Source organism: Paenibacillus sp. J22TS3, assembly GCF_018403205.1.
Lineage (GTDB): Bacteria > Bacillota > Bacilli > Paenibacillales > Paenibacillaceae > Fontibacillus > Fontibacillus tuaregi.
Genome location: NZ_BOSF01000011.1, coordinates 37190 through 54777 on the forward strand (window position 1 = coordinate 37190; position 17588 = coordinate 54777).

General features: G+C 49.4%; 17 protein-coding genes and 1 tRNA gene. 16 read left to right on the forward strand and 2 right to left on the reverse strand.

From position 1 onward, the window contains the following. Positions 1-95: 95 nt before the first annotated feature. The 14 genes from KJS63_RS24215 to KJS63_RS24280 all read left to right on the forward strand — a co-directional run bounded on the left by KJS63_RS24215 (position 96) and on the right by KJS63_RS24280 (position 13906). On the forward strand, positions 96-323 hold the full coding sequence (locus KJS63_RS24215) for a DUF1858 domain-containing protein (RefSeq protein ID WP_213621443.1): 228 nt from the start codon (positions 96-98) through the stop codon (positions 321-323). Positions 324-388: 65 nt separating this feature from the next. Next, the gene (locus KJS63_RS24220; RefSeq protein ID WP_213621444.1) at positions 389-1645 is read left to right on the forward strand and encodes a DUF438 domain-containing protein; all 1257 of its coding nucleotides are present in this window, start codon (positions 389-391) and stop codon (positions 1643-1645) included. 276 nt (positions 1646-1921) lie between these two features. Beyond that, on the forward strand, positions 1922-2869 hold the full coding sequence (locus KJS63_RS24225) for an ROK family glucokinase (protein WP_213621445.1): 948 nt from the start codon (positions 1922-1924) through the stop codon (positions 2867-2869). A 56-nt stretch (positions 2870-2925) separates the two neighbouring features. After that, positions 2926-3819 carry an RNase adapter RapZ gene (rapZ, locus tag KJS63_RS24230; protein WP_068612985.1) on the forward strand — a complete coding sequence of 298 codons (894 nt, stop codon included), beginning with the start codon at positions 2926-2928 and terminating at the stop codon, positions 3817-3819. Between the two features lie 60 nt (positions 3820-3879). Beyond that, complete coding sequence (locus KJS63_RS24235) at positions 3880-4824, forward strand: gluconeogenesis factor YvcK family protein (protein WP_089153582.1); 945 nt, start codon at positions 3880-3882, stop codon at positions 4822-4824. 5 nt (positions 4825-4829) lie between these two features. Continuing rightward, a complete protein-coding gene (gene whiA / locus KJS63_RS24240; protein ID WP_213621446.1) occupies positions 4830-5759 on the forward strand; it encodes a DNA-binding protein WhiA in 930 nt (309 codons plus the stop codon). Positions 5760-5915: 156 nt separating this feature from the next. Beyond that, complete coding sequence (locus KJS63_RS24245; RefSeq protein WP_068612994.1) at positions 5916-6185, forward strand: HPr family phosphocarrier protein; 270 nt, start codon at positions 5916-5918, stop codon at positions 6183-6185. A gap of 403 nt (positions 6186-6588) precedes the next feature. Continuing rightward, positions 6589-7347: an SIMPL domain-containing protein gene (locus KJS63_RS24250; protein ID WP_213621447.1), complete on the forward strand. Its 759-nt coding sequence runs from the start codon at positions 6589-6591 to the stop codon at positions 7345-7347. A 293-nt stretch (positions 7348-7640) separates the two neighbouring features. Next, positions 7641-8615: an ABC transporter ATP-binding protein gene (locus tag KJS63_RS24255; RefSeq protein WP_280520854.1), complete on the forward strand. Its 975-nt coding sequence runs from the start codon at positions 7641-7643 to the stop codon at positions 8613-8615. Beyond that, the gene (locus KJS63_RS24260; RefSeq protein WP_068613004.1) at positions 8612-9463 is read left to right on the forward strand and encodes an ABC transporter permease; all 852 of its coding nucleotides are present in this window, start codon (positions 8612-8614) and stop codon (positions 9461-9463) included. The genes KJS63_RS24255 and KJS63_RS24260 overlap by 4 nt, the downstream gene beginning before the upstream one ends. Beyond that, positions 9460-10266 carry an ABC transporter permease gene (locus tag KJS63_RS24265; RefSeq protein ID WP_068613009.1) on the forward strand — a complete coding sequence of 269 codons (807 nt, stop codon included), beginning with the start codon at positions 9460-9462 and terminating at the stop codon, positions 10264-10266. Before KJS63_RS24260 ends, KJS63_RS24265 begins: the two co-directional genes overlap by 4 nt. Before the next feature lie 79 nt (positions 10267-10345). Further along, positions 10346-11353, forward strand: a complete 1008-nt coding sequence (locus tag KJS63_RS24270) for a polyamine ABC transporter substrate-binding protein (RefSeq protein WP_213621485.1) — start codon at positions 10346-10348, stop codon at positions 11351-11353. Between the two features lie 332 nt (positions 11354-11685). Then, positions 11686-12318, forward strand: a complete 633-nt coding sequence (locus KJS63_RS24275; RefSeq protein ID WP_213621448.1) for a GDSL-type esterase/lipase family protein — start codon at positions 11686-11688, stop codon at positions 12316-12318. Positions 12319-12820: 502 nt separating this feature from the next. Further along, entirely contained in the window at positions 12821-13906 is a 1086-nt protein-coding gene (locus KJS63_RS24280; protein ID WP_213621449.1) for a PdaC/SigV domain-containing protein, read from the forward strand. A 90-nt stretch (positions 13907-13996) separates the two neighbouring features. On the opposite strand, the gene clpP is transcribed toward KJS63_RS24280, so the two are convergent. Both clpP and KJS63_RS24290 read right to left on the reverse strand, forming a co-directional pair. Then, entirely contained in the window at positions 13997-14593 is a 597-nt protein-coding gene (clpP, locus tag KJS63_RS24285; protein ID WP_068613017.1) for an ATP-dependent Clp endopeptidase proteolytic subunit ClpP, read from the reverse strand. Positions 14594-14941: 348 nt separating this feature from the next. Beyond that, positions 14942-15016 (reverse strand) — tRNA-Arg (locus KJS63_RS24290). A 276-nt stretch (positions 15017-15292) separates the two neighbouring features. On the opposite strand from KJS63_RS24290, the gene KJS63_RS24295 reads away from it, so the two are divergent. Further along, positions 15293-16333, forward strand: coding sequence for a sugar-binding transcriptional regulator (locus KJS63_RS24295; protein ID WP_068613020.1), 1041 nt, complete (start codon positions 15293-15295; stop codon positions 16331-16333). An 81-nt stretch (positions 16334-16414) separates the two neighbouring features. Next, positions 16415-17425 carry a type I glyceraldehyde-3-phosphate dehydrogenase gene (gap, locus tag KJS63_RS24300; protein ID WP_213621450.1) on the forward strand — a complete coding sequence of 337 codons (1011 nt, stop codon included), beginning with the start codon at positions 16415-16417 and terminating at the stop codon, positions 17423-17425. The last annotated feature ends 163 nt before the right edge of the window (positions 17426-17588 follow it).

Here is a 17588-nt window from a genome sequence, read left to right on the forward strand (position 1 = left end):
GTTAATTTTGAATTGAGAAAAATTCTCAATTATATCAAGGTACAGGCAAAGCTACGGTATGCCGCCTGCTTCGCCTGAAATGGGGGAAGTTCTTTATGACCAAACAAGTTCATTTCCAGTCCAGCCTGTTCGATCTGTGCACAGCGGACCCGGAGATTATAGACATTATGGTGGGCCTTGGATTTGCACAGATCGCCAAGCCCGGAATGCTGCAGACCGCAGGCAGGTTCATGACGATTCCAAAGGGAGCGGCCATGCGGAAAATTCCTTTGACAGACATTATTGCGGCCTTTGAATCCCAGGGTTATGAAGTGATTGTGTAAGTGATTGTGTAGAGATAAGAGCAATGCATGACAAAGTATAAGTCATTACCAAGGGGGAAATTGAAATGAGCGAGCTGATTAATAACCGGGAGACAGAAGCTGCCTCACGAACCAAACGTCAAGAGATGCTTAAAGAGATTATTAAGGAGCTTCATCAGGGCAAGAGTGTGGAGGAGGTTAAAGCCCGGTTTGAGCAAGCGGTGGGGGATGTGACTGTGGCTGAAATTTCGGCAATGGAGCATTCCTTGATGGAGGAAGAGGGGATTCCGGTTACGGAGGTGCAGCGCTTATGCTCGGTGCACACGGCGATATTCAAGGGCTCCATTGAGGAAATTCACCGCTCGTCGAAGCCTGAGGAGCAGCCGGGCCATCCGGTTCATACATTCAAGATGGAGAATCGGGAGATTGAACGTCTGGTCAACTTCAAGCTTCAGCTGCATGTGGATCGGCTGAAGAAGGGGGACGATCCTGCGGTCATCTTGAAGCTGCTGGAGGATTTGAATCTGCTGATGGACCTCGATAAACACTACAGCCGGAAGGAGAATCTGTTGTTCCCCTATCTCGAGAAGTACGGCATCTTTGGTCCGACCAAAGTGATGTGGGGAGTAGACGATGGCATCCGGATGCTGATTAAGGAGACCAAATCCCTGCTCGCGGCCCACACTACAGGAGAAGACCTGGCTTATATTCTCACCTCACTGGAGCGGACCATTACCGAGGTGAATGAGATGATCTTTAAGGAAGAGAACATTTTGCTGCCGATGGCACTGGAGAAGCTGACCGAGGATGAATGGGTCAAGATCGCCAAAGAGAGCGATCAGATTGGCTTCTGCCTGGCAGCTCCGGAACAGGAATGGAAGCCCGAGCGGGCACCGCTTCCAGAAGGTGCGGAAGCAGAGGAAGAGGGCGTTCCAGGCGGCTTCGTCCGGTTCGAGACGGGCATCCTGTCGGTTCAGCAGCTGGAAGCTGTCATGAACCATCTCCCTGTGGACCTCACGTTTATTGACGAGAACGATGTGGTCCGGTATTTCTCGCACGGCAAGGAACGGATTTTTGCCAGAACGAAGGCGGTCATTGGCCGCACCGTACAGAACTGTCATCCGCCCCAAAGCGTACATGTCGTGAATGAGCTGCTTGCTGATTTCAAAGCCGGACGGAAGGATGCCGAGGATTTCTGGATTCCGGTAAAAGATAAATTTGTCTATATCCGGTATTTTGCGGTACGCGGCAGTGAGGGCCAGTACCTTGGCACGCTTGAATTTACCCAGAATATCGCTCCAATTCGCGAGCTGGAAGGACAGAAGAGAATTTTATCCCAGTAGCCTATTGCTGCTGAGCTGAACGAATCCACCGGCCAATGATTTACAGCAATATCCAGAAGCATGGCTGAGCGCCTTGATCCCTATGCTGGGAGATGGGCGCATTTATATTGTCATTTTCACAGGAAATTCAGGGTTTCCAACCAGCCTGCTCCATCTAGAAAAGCCTTGCTGACAAGGGGTTTAGGAAGCCCCTCTTCTCTTGACCGAAGCTGTGGGTTCGCTTATAGTGGGTACGTAGGAGCAAACTATTTTATAGAGAAAAAGGTGGCTTGTAAAATGTCTGAACAAATCTACATTGGTGTCGATCTGGGCGGAACAGCAATCAAAGTCGGCATCTGTAATGAGGAAGGCCAGCTGCTTCATACTTATGAAGGACCGACGGAGGTTGAGAAAGGTCCGGATGCCGTCGTTGACAACATCGAGCGGTATGTACGTCTCATTGTGGAGCAGTCCCCGTATGAGTGGGATCAGCTTGCGGGTGTTGGCGCCGGGGTTGCCGGATTTACGAATGTTCGCGACGGGATCATTATTTTTGCGCCGAATGTAGGTTTGAAGGATCTCCATATCCGCAGCATTCTGGAGCAGCGGCTTGGCAAGCCAGTCCGTATAGATAACGATGCCAACGTGGCGGCGCTTGGGGAAGTATGGGCCGGTGCCGGCAAAGGGGTAAGCAACTGTGTATGCTATACGCTCGGTACAGGCGTTGGCGGCGGAATTATTGTGAATGGCGCAATCTACCAGGGCTTTGCTGGTCTGGCCGGTGAGCTTGGTCATATATCCGTGGTTCCTGACTTGGAAGCGATTCAATGTGGATGCGGCAAAATGGGCTGTCTGGAAACCGTCTCCTCGGCGACTGGCGTGATCCGGATGGCGAAGGATGCCGTTGAGCGCGGCGACCGAACCTCCTTGTCCCAAGTGGAGAACATCATGGCCAAGGATGTGTTCGATGCGGCCAAATCCGGGGATGAAGCGGCGATTCGCATTGTAAACCGTGCGGCGTTCTATCTCGGAAAGTCGCTTGCAGCCGTAAGCGCAGTGCTTAACCCGCAGCGCTTTATAATTGGCGGTGGTGTATCAAAAGCCGGGGACATCCTGTTCAATGAGGTGCGCAGTGTGTATGCCAAATTGACACCGGAGCCTCTTCAAGAAGGCGTGGATATCGTTCCTGCCATTCTCGGCAACGATGCGGGCATGATTGGTGCGGCAGGTCTGTTCCTGCACTAAGGGTTGGAAGAATAGATGGTTAATATATAGAGAAGATTGCGAGGGAGGGAAATCAGATGCCGGACAAGGAACAAACTTCGGTTGCGAACTTGATCATTATTACAGGCATGTCGGGTGCGGGGAAATCACTCGCCGTACGAAGCTTGGAGGATCTCGGTTTTTTCTGTGTAGACAATTTGCCGCCGGTGCTTATCCCTAAGTTCGCTGAGCTCATTGAGCAGTCCAACGGGAAAATCGCCAAGGTGGCGCTTGTAATCGACCTGCGGGGTCGTGAATTCTTCACGGCACTATCCGAATCTCTCAACTATATCAAAGATCATTTTACAATTAAGTGTGAAATCCTGTTCCTTGACGCCACCGATTCCGTACTGGTACAGCGTTACAAGGAGAGCCGCCGAAGGCATCCACTGGCTCCGGAGGGCATGCCGCTTGACGGTATCCGTCTGGAACGCAAAATGCTGGAAGAACTAAAGACGTCGGCCACCCAGGTGATCGACACGAGCAATATGAAGCCTTCCGCCCTGAAGGAGAAGATCATCTCTGGATTTGCGCATCTGGAGAGCAGCAATTTATCCGTAAATATTACCTCCTTTGGCTTCAAGTATGGTATTCCAATTGATGCAGATCTGGTGTTTGACGTGCGTTTCCTGCCCAATCCGCATTATATTGAGCAGCTGCGCCCGCACACTGGGCAGGATAGCGACGTATATGAATATGTAATGAAGTGGCCTGAGACGCAGGTCTTCCTGACGAAGCTGCTGGATATGCTGCATTTCCTGCTGCCGCAGTATCACAAGGAAGGGAAAAGCCAGGTCATTATCGGAATTGGCTGTACCGGCGGTAAACACCGTTCGGTCGCAATTGCCGAATATTTGGGTCGTATGCTGGGTACGAGCGAGACGGAAACGGTCCGCGTTAGCCACCGGGATTCCGACCGGGATCGGCCTTAAGAGGTGAAATGAGAAGTGAAAGACCGGTCAGCAAGTGAAAGAGAGCCGCGGATCGTGGTGATGGGCGGGGGAACCGGCCTGTCCGTGATGCTCCGCGGCCTCAAAGAGAAGCCTCTAGATATAACAGCTATTGTGACTGTAGCCGATGACGGGGGCAGCTCCGGTATATTGAGAAGTGAGCTGCAGATGCCGCCCCCGGGGGATATCCGTAACGTCCTGACCGCGCTTGCCGATGTGGAGCCGTTATTATACGATATGCTCAGCTACCGGTTCACCGCAGGGGAGGGACTCGCCGGCCACAGCCTGGGGAATCTGATTCTTGCGGCCATGACTGATATTTCGGGTGATTTTGTGACTGCTGTCCGTGAACTCAGCCGCGTCTTTGCGGTGCGGGGACGTGTGCTCCCGGCGGCGCAGCACGCGGTTGTGCTGCATGCGGAGATGGACGACGGTTCGATTGTCACCGGGGAGTCGAAGATTCCCGAGGCGGGCGGGAGGATCAAGCGGATCTTCCTGGAGCCGGAGGAGGTCGAGCCGCTTCCTGAGGCCGTCGAGGCGATACTGGAGGCCGATGCGATTCTGATTGGCCCGGGCAGTTTGTATACGAGTATTATTCCTAATTTGCTCGTTCCCAAGCTGGCCGAAGCGATTTTGGCGAATTCTGATGCCATCAAGATTTTTGTCTGCAACGTCATGACCCAGCCCGGGGAGACCGACGGATATGCCGTCAGCGATCACCTTGAGGCTGTATACGAGCATGTGGGTCATCATTTATTTGATTATGTCATCGTTAATGATGGTGAAATTCCTGCTCAAGTGCAGGATTTCTACGCTGAGAAAGGGGCCAGACCCGTTAAGGTCGACTGGGATGTCGTCACGGGCAGGGGCTACAAAATGATTGCGGACACCCTGGTGCTGTTCCGCAGATATTTGCGCCATGATGCGGATAAGCTAAGTCATCACATTTATCAGCTGGTGCAAAACTGGAGTATACGAAAGAGGTGAGTCCCTTGTCATTTGCGGCACAAACCAAAAAGGAATTGACCATGATTGAAGCCGAGCCCTGCTGTGAGCAGGCCGAGTTATCCGCGTTAATCCGGATGAACGGTTCCGTCTCGGTCTCGAACAAGAAGGTCATTTTGGACATATCCACCGAGAACGCCGCGATAGCAAGACGGATTTATTCTTTGATTAAAAAATATTTCGACGTGCATACAGAACTGCTCGTGCGCAAGAAGATGCGTCTGAAGAAGAACAATGTGTACATCGTGCGGATTCCCGCGCATGTCCAGGAGATCCTGAACAAGCTCAAGATCGTGTCCGAAGGATTTATCTTCACACCGGGAATTAACCCGGAGCTGACCCGTAAGAACTGCTGCAAGCGGGCATACTTGAGAGGAGCATTCCTCGCCGGGGGGTCTGTGAACAATCCGGAGGGTTCCTCATATCACCTGGAAATTTCCTCTATGTATGAGGAGCACTGCCAGGCTTTGGTGGATCTGGCGAACCAGTTCCATCTGAATGCGCGCTGTATCGAGCGGAAGAAGGGTTTTATTTTCTATATCAAAGAAGGCGAGAAGATTATCGAACTGCTTAGTATTATCGGTGCCCACCAGGCGCTGTTCAAGTTCGAGGACGTGAGAATTATGCGGGACATGCGCAACTCCGTGAATCGGATCGTCAATTGCGAAACGGCCAATCTCAATAAGACCATAGGTGCGGCCATCCGGCAGATTGACAATATCAAGCTGCTTCAGAAGGAAGTGGGACTTGAGTCGCTGCCCGAGAAGCTCAGGGAAGTGGCTGAGATCCGGTTGGCTCATCCCGATATGAACCTTAAGGAAGTTGGCGAGATGCTTAAAGGCACGGTCAGCAAGTCCGGCGTGAACCACCGCCTGCGCAAGATTGACGAGCTCGCCGAAAAAATTCGGGGCATGTGAATCGTTACACCTAGTGTGAGGCATAGCGCCTATGGTATACTGATTAAAATAAATTTCAAGTGGGATGAACGCGGATATCTGTAAATCCGGGTTCATTCCCTCAGTAATATGCGGAAATAAGTCTGCATATTGATTACGTATAGGGGGTAAGGATTCATGGTCAAACATCCGGTAACCGTCCGTTTGAAAACGGGTCTTCACGCCAGACCTGCGGCGCTTTTTGTCCAAGAAGCGAATAAATACTCGTCTGAGTTGTTCGTGGAGAAGGATGACAAGAAGGTAAATGCCAAGAGCATCATGGGCATTATGAGCCTTGCCATCAGCACTGGAACGGAAATTTACATTAGCGCCGAGGGTGCGGATGCGGAGCAGGCTGCAAACGCTTTAGTCAGTCTGGTCAGCAAGGAAGAGTTGGAGAACCAGTAATAACGTGATGGACAAGCATGACAGAGAGATGGCTGGCTGCCGCTGAGGCAGACGGACCGTCTCTTTTTTGTGTTCCAAATTTATTTTGGAGCTGTCCCCTATCACTGCAACCTTTGGAAAACAGCTTCCGTTTAGTAGTTAAATTTACCAAAAGGCGTCTAGACTGAAGTTAAAGAGGTCTTTATAAGTTAAGCTGAAGAATTACCATTAGGCGAGAGTGTGAAATGATTCTGGAGAAGCGAAGTGTTCGCCTTTGTGACCAGAATTCTACCTTATAAAATTAATTCAAGAAATCTGAGAGCAACAGCGACCTTAAAGAACATTTCACACGACTGCCTTACTTGGGAATCATTAGTTCAACTTATAGCAGGTTCAAAAAAATTTAATTATGGAGGCGGGTTACATGAAGATTTGGGTGAAATCACTAGGATCAGTGCTGATTGCAGGGACATTGTTGGCTGGAGGTACTACGGTGGGCGGGCTGCTGACTGATGCGCCGCGCGCTTATGCGGATGAGGCAGTACAGCGTAATGTAATTAATGTGACTGGTAGCGGGGAAGTTTTTATTAAGCCGGATATTGCCTATCTATCCATCGGTGTAGAAGCTCAGGCAGCGACGGCTCAAGAAGCGCAGAAGGCTACTGCGGCTCAGATCGCGAAGCTTACGAACCTGCTGAAGAATACGTGGAAAATTGATGCTGCGGATATCCAGACAACGGGATTCTATGTTCAGCCGAACTATACTTACAATGACAAGGAGGGGCAGAAGCTAAAGGGCTATAATGCCTCCCATACGCTTCAAGTGAAATACCGTCAGCTCGACAAGATTGGTCAGCTTCTGGATGACGCGTCGAAGAATGGGGCGAACCGGATTGACAACGTGCGCTTTACCGTTGAGAACCCGGATCAATACCAAGAGCAGGTAATTAACAAAGCGTTGGCGAATGCAGAACTGAAGGCCGGGATCATCGCCAAAGGTGTGAAGCGTCAAATGGGCGCAGTTCTCAGCGTAAGCCAAGGCGGAGTAAGCAGTGTTCCTATGTATGAGCAGAACTATCTTGCCATGGAGAAGTCTACCGCAAGCTCTGCAGCTGATAGTGCGGTTGAACCTGGTCAGATTAAAGTAACAACAACTTTGAACGTGCAGTATGAGCTTAAATAGCAGGGTTTAAACCGATTTAAGATTTTCAGGAACGCCCTTCCCCGGGCAGTGGGGAAGGGCGTTTTTTGTCACATCTTATACATCTTCCTGCCTGAAGACCTATAAAGGTGTTGTATCAAGGGGTAAAACAAGGTATATTGAATATGCAAAAAAATGATAGACTAATAGGAGCCATCCCTAGGGATATGGCTTTTTTTTCAGATTGTACAAAAGACAGGGAACCCTGCAGGATTCCCCGTTCGCCAATAGCATGTAGGCTACATAGGAACCCATAATTGAACAATAAGGAGTTGATGCACATGATTGAACTGATTGATGTCCAGAAGCATTTTGCCGGACAAGTCGTTGTGCATCCGCTGAACCTGACGATTAAGGAAGGTGAATTTCTGACCTTGCTCGGGCCCAGCGGCTGTGGGAAGACGACAATTCTCCGGATGATTGCCGGCTTTGAACAACCAACAGAAGGACGGATTGTGCTGGACGGAGCGGACTTAACCGCACTTCCCCCGAACCGCCGGGACTTGAATCTGGTATTCCAGCATTATGCGCTTTTTCCCCATATGACGGTGGAGGACAATATCGCATTCGGGCTGAAAATGAAAAAGCTGCCGCAGGCCGAGATCACAAAGAGGATAGAAGAAGCGGTGGCGATGACCCAGCTGACTCCGCTCGTCAAACGCTTCCCTCACCAGCTGTCCGGTGGACAGCAGCAGCGTGTCGCCATTGCGCGGGCTATCGCTAACAAGCCGAAGGTGCTGCTGCTTGACGAACCGCTGGGCGCGCTTGATCTCCAGCTTCGGAAGAACCTGCAGTCTGAGCTGAAGCAGCTCCAGCGCAGCCTGGGCATTACGTTCGTGTATGTAACCCATGACCAGGAAGAGGCGATGATGCTTTCTGACCGGATCGTGATTATGAATAATGGACAAGTAGAACAGATTGGGACACCTCGGGAAATTTATGCAACACCTGCTACCTTGTTTGCCGCAACATTCGTGGGAGAGAATAATATATTTTCCCAGGATGGGCGGCTGTTCGCCGTTCGTCCTGAGAAGCTGAGAGCAACCCGGGATACGGCCGCGGCGAAGCGGACCGGAGTGGTTCAAGATGTGCTTTACCTTGGCAGCATTCACAAGGTCATTGTCCAGCTGGACAATGAGCCGATGACGGTTAGTATCGCGCTGGACTTCACGGACGAGCGTCCGTGGGAGATCGGTGAAAGACTCGGGGTGGATTGGGGCCCTGGAGATGAGGTGAATATCGGCGCATGAAGAAATCAGGATTTGCACTGCTTCCAGTCCTGCTGTGGCTGAGTATTTTTCTTGTCATTCCCATGCTTATTGTGGTGGGAATTTCCTTCATGCAAAGAGATGCCGATGGGAACCTGATCTATACGTTTAGTCTGGATGCATACAAAGTCTTCTTTGATTCTCTTTACCTGGGGATTTATTGGGATACAATTGTCTTATCTGTAGCCACAACGGTGATCTGCCTGCTGCTGAGCTATCCGCTGGCTTATTACATCGCCAGGTCGGGTCCACGCAGACAGGCTTGGGGGCTTGCCCTCATCACCATTCCGTTCTGGATCAACTTTCTGATCCGGACGTACGCCTGGGTTCTGCTGCTGCGCACGCAGGGTGTGGTGAACAGCCTGCTGATGAATCTTGGCTGGATCTCTGAACCGATGCAGATGCTGTATACCAAAGGTGCGGTTCTTCTAGGAATGGTATATACCTTCATTCCATTTATGGTGCTGCCGATTTATGTGGCCATCGAGCAGATGGACAGGAGGCTGCTGGAAGCCGCCAGCGACCTGGGAGCTTCCCCTTGGCGTTCGTTCTGGCATATTACCCTGCCCCAGACCAAGTCGGGGATTACGACCGGTGCGGTGCTTGTATATGTCTCAACCACGGGAATGTTTGTGGTGACGGATATCCTTGGAGGCGCCAAGTCGTCCATGATCAGCAACATCATTCAGACGCAGTTCCTAGGGGCGAGAAATTGGCCGTTCGGTGCTGCGCTGTCTGTGATATTTGTGATCACCTCGTTGATCTTGATTGCGTTATTTAACAGGGCGATGACCTCCAGATATGAATCGGTGAAGGGGGGACGGGCATGAGAAGCAAGAAAAGTCCATGGCTTGGCCTTCACTCGCTGTTGATGATGATCTTTATTTACGTGCCGATTCTGTTTATTATCCTGTTCTCATTTAATGATTCCAGGTTATCTGCGGAGTGGCGCGGCTTTACATTCGACTGGTACGTATCGCTGTTTGATAATGATCACGTGATGGATGCTCTGCAGAACAGTTTGATCGTGGCTGTGGTATCCACGATTGTGGCTACCCTGCTGGGGACACTCGCAGCCATTGCTGTCCGCAGATCCAGCCGAAGGCTGAAGCTTGGCACGAATGGGCTGATGTACCTGCCGATCGTGATTCCTGACATTATCATGGGCTTGTCTCTGCTGGTGCTGTTCCGGATACTTGAGATCGATACCGGTAAAACAACGATTATTATTGCTCATATCACTTTCAGCATGTCATATGTATACGTAGTGGTGTCTTCACGCCTTGCCGGCATGGGCAAGCAGCTGGAGGAGGCGGCACAGGATCTCGGAGCAAGCCCGTGGCAGACCTTCCGCCACGTGACCCTGCCCCAAATTACACCAGGCATCATTTCAGGGGCTTTAATTGCTTTTACCATGTCGCTGGATGATTTCATGGTCAGCTTCTTTGTATCGGGGCCCAGCTCAACTACGCTGCCAATCTATATATACGGGCAGGTCAAGCGGGGTATTTCCCCGGAAATTAACGCGCTCTGTACGATTTTGATCCTGGTAAGTGTAACGCTGATTTTCCTGGCTCAGTATATGCTGAATCGGGGCAAGGGGCAGAAGAAACAGAAAATGCTGCCGTTCTAACACATGAAGAAGTAATGGGAAGAGAGGAGATAACGAATTGAATAAAAAGTTAAAGCTTGTAAGTCTGCTGCTAACCGCCATGTTGGTGGTTTTGGCTTTGTCCGGCTGCGGTTCGAAGAAAGAGACCCTGAACATCTACAGCTGGGCGGATAACTTCGATCCTCAGGTGCTGAAGGATTTCGAAGAGCAGAACAACGTGAAGATCAACTACGATAATTTTGCGAATAACGAGGATTTGCTGGCTAAGATCAAAGCTGGCGGAGGCGGGTATGATTTGATTCAGCCATCGGATTATATGGTGGCCACGATGATCAAGGAGAACCTGCTTGCACCGCTGAACATGGCAAACATTCCGAACTTCGCGAATCTGACGGAGTCGCTCAAGAACCCGCCTTTTGATCCAGGCAATAAGTATTCCATTGTATATATGTCCGGAGTTACCGGGATTGCTTATAACAAGAAATATGTGAAAGAACCGATCTCCAGCTGGGCGGACTTGTGGAACCCGAAATACAAAGGGAAAGTGCTGCTGCTCGATGATAACCGGGAAGTGATTGGAATGTCCCTGAAGAAGAACGGATGGTCGAACAGCTCCACGGACGAGACACAGATCAAGACCTCTGTTGAAGATCTGAAGAAGCTGCTGCCTAGCGTGCTTGCCTTTGATACGGACACTATCAAGCAGAAGATGATTCAGGAAGAAGGCTGGATCGCCACCATGTGGTCCGGAGACGCTTCTTTTGTAGCCAAGGAAAATAAGGATATCGCCTACGTTGTTCCTAAGGAGGGCGGTACCATTTTCGCGGATAACTATGCTATCCCTAAGGATGCTAAAAACAAGGAGCTGGCTGAGAAATTCATCAACTATATGATGGATCCGAAGGTCAGTGCGAAGAACTATGAAGCGATCGGGTACAGTGATCCGAATGCCAAGGCGATGGAATTCCACAGCAAAGAATACCGTGACGACAAAATGATTAATTTGTCCGAAGATGAAATGAAACGCACCGAATGGCTCAAGGATGTGGGAAATACCTTGCAGGTGTATGACCGATTCTGGACCGAGCTGAAAAGCGGACGTGAATAATTGAAGATATATAAAATGAGCTTTAAAAAAATAACCGATCTCAGCGGAGAGGCCGAGTGATTCTGAAGAAGCGGAGCGTCCGCCTTTGTCTCCGAAATGCCCCTACTTGGATATCTAGTTCAAAGGATTTCGGAGACAACAGTGGTCGTAAGAACACTCGGCATCGCAGCGCCCAAAACGGTAACCTTTATAAGTTCATTCTATATAGTTAAGAAGTCCGTCCCACTGGGACGGGTTTTTTTGTCTCGACGTATGTCCATTAAGGACATCTCCCCGTTGCCTGCTGGGATACCGGTACATAAGATGAACCATATGTATAGGAGGCGATACGGGTGAGCTATCTATATACGGCGATAGGGGATTCCTTGACTACCGGATTCGGGGCTCTGCCCGGCAACGGGTTCGTGCCCACATATCGGCGGATGGCCGAAGGCACACTTCGTACTCAGGTGTACAGCCAGAACCTGGGTGTTAACGGCCTGACCTCAGGTGAGCTTGAGAAGCGGCTCCGATATCCGGTCTATCAGCAGGCTCTGAGAGATGCCAATATCATAACCATCTCCATTGGTGGAAATGACCTGATCCAAGCTGCAAAGGCAATCCGGCGGACTCCTTCGCGGGAATCCCAGATTCTGAGTCAGTCCTTGGCCGAGTGCAAACGGAATTTTACGGATATCGTCCGCACGGTCTATGGCATCAAGGAGGGGAGCCGCAGCAGATATATCCTGCGCGTCGTTGGTCTGTACAATCCCCATCCAGAGGTGAGGGAGGGGGATGCTTGGGTTACCCAGTTCAACCGGTATGCTGCCCAGTTCTCAAACCAGGTTTACGGCTTTGCGGACATTTTCCCCATCTTTACCAGAAGGGGCAGGGAGCTGCTCTCGATTGATCAAGTACACCCTAATGGACGCGGCTATAAGGTGATAGCGGAACAGCTTCATAGACTGGGGTACGGGTATTTGTAACAGATCAGCACCGGATATCCGGCAGGTTAGAGCTCATTTATGAGAAGTGCTGTATCATTGAACTTGAGGATTACCTATAGGCAAGAGTGTTCGATGATTCCGAAGGTGCACAACGGTCGCCTTAGGGACCGGACTTCTATCTTAGAACATTTAATCAAGAGGTCTGGGAACGACAGCGGCCGGAAGGACATTTCATAGGCTGCTATACTGTAAAATCAATAGTTCAACTGATACAGTTCCTATTGAGCAGGTAGGTCATCCAAGCACCCGAAGCCACGAGCTGAGGGTGTCTTTTTTTATATAGAAACAACAATACCTGCTTAAAAAATTACATAATGTTTAAAAAAATGTCATGGTCCGTCCTCGAATGGAAAGAAAGTGTAATGTACATTGTTACCCTTTAATCCCCTTGGATACCTATAATTATGAAGTGTGTTAAAGACGAATGTTCTTGAACGAATGGAAATAAACCGGATATTCAACTAAGAAAGGAGTAATCTTAATGAATCAAGGAATGAAGTGGAGTGCCGGGCTACTGGCAGCAGCTATATTAGTAGGAGGCGCCGCGGTTCCGGCTGGCACAGGGTATGCCGCAAAGGCGGTAGTAAAGAAAGCGGAGACGGCGCAGGTGCCCGTTAGTTTGAAGTGGAACGGCAAGGTGTCCAAGGATAAAGGAATGCTGATCGGAGGACGGGTGTTCGTTCCGGTTACTTTTCTGCGTGATACAGTGGGGATGAAATTCACCTATGATGCCAAGTCCCATGTCTACAGCATTGGGGAAGGATACCGTAAGCTTAACCTGACTGTATCTGCGGGTACAGCTACTGCGGATATTAACGGATATTATTTGTTGTCCGATGAGTATGGCTCTAAGATGAATAAAGGTCATTTGTATGTGCCGTACAAGCTGCTTAATGATTACATGGGGCTGCAGTCCAACTGGGATACGAAGACGAAGCAGCTAAGCGTGGGGGCGCGTGCGGAGAATGCCATTCAGATCAAGACCGTAACGGTAGACAAAACCTTCAAAGGCGCAACGGCCAAGCTGCAGTATCCGCAAATTAGCGGGCTGGCTGATGAAGCTGCCCAGAAAGCGATCAATGACACGCTGAAGGCCCACATGGACAAGTTCGTGGCTGCTGCGGAGAAGGAGCTTAAGAAGCGGACAGCACAAGAGAACAAGTATGAGTATGACAGCAATTATATCGTTACATTTAATGAAAAAGGCGTACTGAGTCTCGTGGTGGCGCAGGGTTCTTATACGGGAGGGGCGCATGGTCTAACCCTTACAGACGGGTTTACCTTCTCGCTCAAGGATGGCAAGCAGCTGGGCATGAGCGATCTGCTGAAGAGCAATCCGAATTACAAGAAGCAGCTGAATCAGGAGCTTGGCAAGAAGCTAAAAGCAAATGGCGGCTACCTGGGCGGCTTTAAAGGACTGACTTCGGACAAAAACTTCTATCTGAAGCCAAACACCCTGACGATTTACTTCCAGCCGTATGAATATACCGCTTTTGCGGAAGGAACCGTTCAGTATGATTTTGCCCTTAGTAATCTAGTTGCCAAGGGAGCAAATCCGTTTAAATAAGAAGGAAGAGTCAAATTAAGCTGATATCAAAATGAAAAGCCCCCGCTTCGCTGTTTAGCGAAGACGGGGGCTTGTTGTTTTAACCAGAAATTATACGCCTTGTGGACCGGTCTTCTCGATAACCTTATCGACAATACCGTAGTCTTTGGCTTCATATGCGCTCATGAAGTAATCGCGGTCGGTATCCTTCTCAATGCGCTCAAGCGGCTGGCCTGTACGCTCAGCCAGAATCTTGTTCAGAGAATCGCGCATCTTGAGGATGCGGCGGGCACGGATTTCGATATCCGTAGCTTGACCTTCGGCTCCACCCAGCGGCTGGTGAATCATGATCTCACTATTCGGAAGTGCGAAGCGCTTGCCCTTCTCCCCGGCATTCAGCAGGAATGCGCCCATGGAAGCCGCGAGGCCCACACAGATAGTGGAGACATCCGATTTGATGAACTGCATGGTATCATAAATAGCCATACCGGCTGTAATCGAGCCGCCTGGACTGTTGATATACAGATGAATATCTTTACCCGGGTCTTCAGCATCGAGGAACAGCATTTGCGCAATAATGGAGTTGGCAACCACGTCATTTACCTGGGTTCCAAGGAAGATGATACGATCCTTAAGAAGTCTGGAATAAATGTCATAAGCACGTTCACCGCGATTGCTTTGTTCGACAACCATAGGAATATAGCTCATTAGAAAACCCTCCTTAAAAGTGTTTGGATAAAAGAATTAAGTTGATGCATCATTCCATCATTCCATCCCTTACATCATTGACCAAAAAGATGAGGTCAAAACGGGGGGGGGACAAGCCAAAAATAATATGTAGGCTGTCTGTCTATGGAATCTTAAGCAATATGGATGAACTTAGGAAATCAATCTTCAAAATCCGCTGTTCTGCAGTAAGTTCATTCCATAATAACCACATCATAAACAATTTCAAACATAAAGTCAAAGAAAGTCAAACTAATTATAAAAAAAAGGCCCGCTTTCGGGTGGGTTTGGTTAAACATATTAAAGGTATTCAGAAATTACCAAAAATTATGGCGCGCCCGCGAGGAATTGAACCTCGATCTCAGGCTTCGGAGGCCTGCGTCATATCCATTGGACCACGGGCGCAAATTTAGAGTAACAAAAATAATTATATGATATCGCTAATTAAATTGCAAGCTTAATCTACATTACACTGCTGAAGTGCTTGATAGATCAGGCATTTTGCATAAACAAGACATGCGAGGTAAATTATACGATCGTCAGACTTGCAAGAGAGGGGGAAATTGGGTAGAATGTAGGTGGGACTTAAAAAGTTAACCCGGGACATTTTAAGGCCAACCGGCTGTTTAGCTGGTTCGTTTATTGATGAAGATGAGATGAATGCCGAGCAGGAGTGAAAGCATGCGAAATATATTGGAAATCCAAAAGCAGCTTCTGCCTGATCTCATGGATGTTCTCAAGAAAAGATACACAATTCTTCATCAGATCAAGCTTGCCGGAGTGATTGGCCGCAGGACGCTAGCCGCTTCCCTTAATATGACGGAGCGGGTGCTGCGGGCTGAGACAGACCTGCTTAAAGCACAGGGACTGATTGAAATTGAGAATACCGGGATGGCCATCAGCGAAGCTGGGAGCAACCTGGTCGAGATGCTGGAGCCCCTGGTTAAGGAACTGCTCGGTCTTGCCGCATTGGAAGAGAGAATCCGCAAAGCCTATGGGCTTCGCAAGGTCATCGTCGTTCCTGGCGATTGGGATGTCTCCCCGGAGACGAAGCAAGAGCTTGGACGGGCGGGAGCCAAGGCACTCCTTGAGGTCATGGAGGAGGGCGATGTGGTCGCTGTAACCGGCGGCACAACCATTGCCGAGGTAGCCGAGAAGCTGACTATGCCGGCTCAGGCGCCGCTGAAGGATAGCTGGTTCGTACCAGCCCGAGGTGGACTTGGAGAGAACCTGGAGATCCAGGCCAACACCATTGCTTCTACTATGGCAAAACGTGTAGGCGCAGGCTATCGTCTGCTGCACGTGCCCGATCTTCTAGGCAAAGAGGCTTACCATTCCCTGGTCAGCGATCCGAACACACAGGAAATCGTGGCTTTGATCCGCAAGGCAAGAATTGTCGTTCATGGCATCGGGGATGCTATGGAAATGGCCCACAGGCGTAAGCTGGATGCCTCCATGCTTGAGGAGATTCAGAAGGAAGGAGCTCTTGCTGAATCGTTCGGTTACTATTTCGATAAAGATGGCATGGTTGTCCACAAGATGCTGACGCTTGGTCTGAGACTTGAAGATATCATTTCCACAGAGGTGGTTATCGGAATCGCAGGCGGCCGAAGCAAAGCCAAGGCCATACACGCAGTGCTGCGTTTTGGCCATGAGGATATTCTGGTGACGGACGAAGCGGCAGCCAAGGAGCTTGTCAGCTGGCTTGACCACAGTTCATGAAGCAATAAAATAAATAGGGTTACTCATGACGGCTAATGCCGTCTTGAATAAATAAAAAACGAAATTTGGGAGGAACTATCAATGAGTGTAAAAGTTGGTATTAATGGATTTGGCCGTATCGGACGTCTTGCTTTCCGTCGTATTCAAAACGTGGAAGGTATTGAAGTAGTAGCTATCAATGACCTGACAGATGCTAAAATGTTGGCTCATTTGCTTAAATACGACACTACACAAGGCAGATTCAACGGTGAAGTTGAAGTTCATGACGGATTCTTCAAAGTGAACGGCAAAGAAGTTAAAGTTCTTGCCAACCGCAACCCTGAAGAATTGCCATGGGGCGAGCTCGGCGTTGATATCGTTCTTGAGTGCACAGGTTTCTTCACTACTAAAGAAAAAGCTGAACTTCACCTCAAAGGCGGCGCTAAAAAAGTGGTTATCTCCGCTCCAGCTACCGGCGACATGAAGACGATCGTATATAACGTTAACCATGAGACTCTTGATGGTTCCGAAACTGTAATCTCTGGCGCATCTTGCACAACCAACTGCTTGGCTCCAATGGCTAAGACACTGAATGACAAATTCGGTATCGTTGAAGGCTTGATGACTACAATCCACGCTTACACAGGTGACCAAAACACACTTGATGCTCCGCATGCCAAAGGTGACTTCAGACGTGCCCGCGCTGCTGCTGAGAACATCATCCCTAACACTACAGGTGCTGCTAAAGCAATCGGTCTGGTTATTCCAGATCTGCAAGGCAAACTTGACGGTGCCGCACAACGCGTTCCAGTACCAACTGGTTCCCTGACTGAGCTGGTAACTGTTCTTGAGAAGAAAGTTACTGTAGACGAAGTTAACGCAGCTATGAAAGCAGCTTCCGATCCTGAAACTTACGGATACACTGAAGAAGAGCTTGTATCTTCCGATATCGTAGGTATCACTTACGGTTCCCTGTTCGATGCAACTCAAACTAAAGTTCTGTCCGTTGGCGACAAGCAGTTGGTTAAAACTGTAGCTTGGTACGACAACGAAATGTCTTACACAGCTCAATTGGTTCGTACTCTTGAGTACTTTGCTAAGAAAGCTCAATAAGACCGGACAAATCCAAATTTAATTCCAAAGAGGAGCAACCTGAACTTAAGGACTCCTCTTTGGTTCATGCTGAATAACCCATACTTATACAAATGATAAATATATAGAGATAACCATGCTTAAGAGAACCTTGTACCAAATGCACATGAACGGATATACAGCA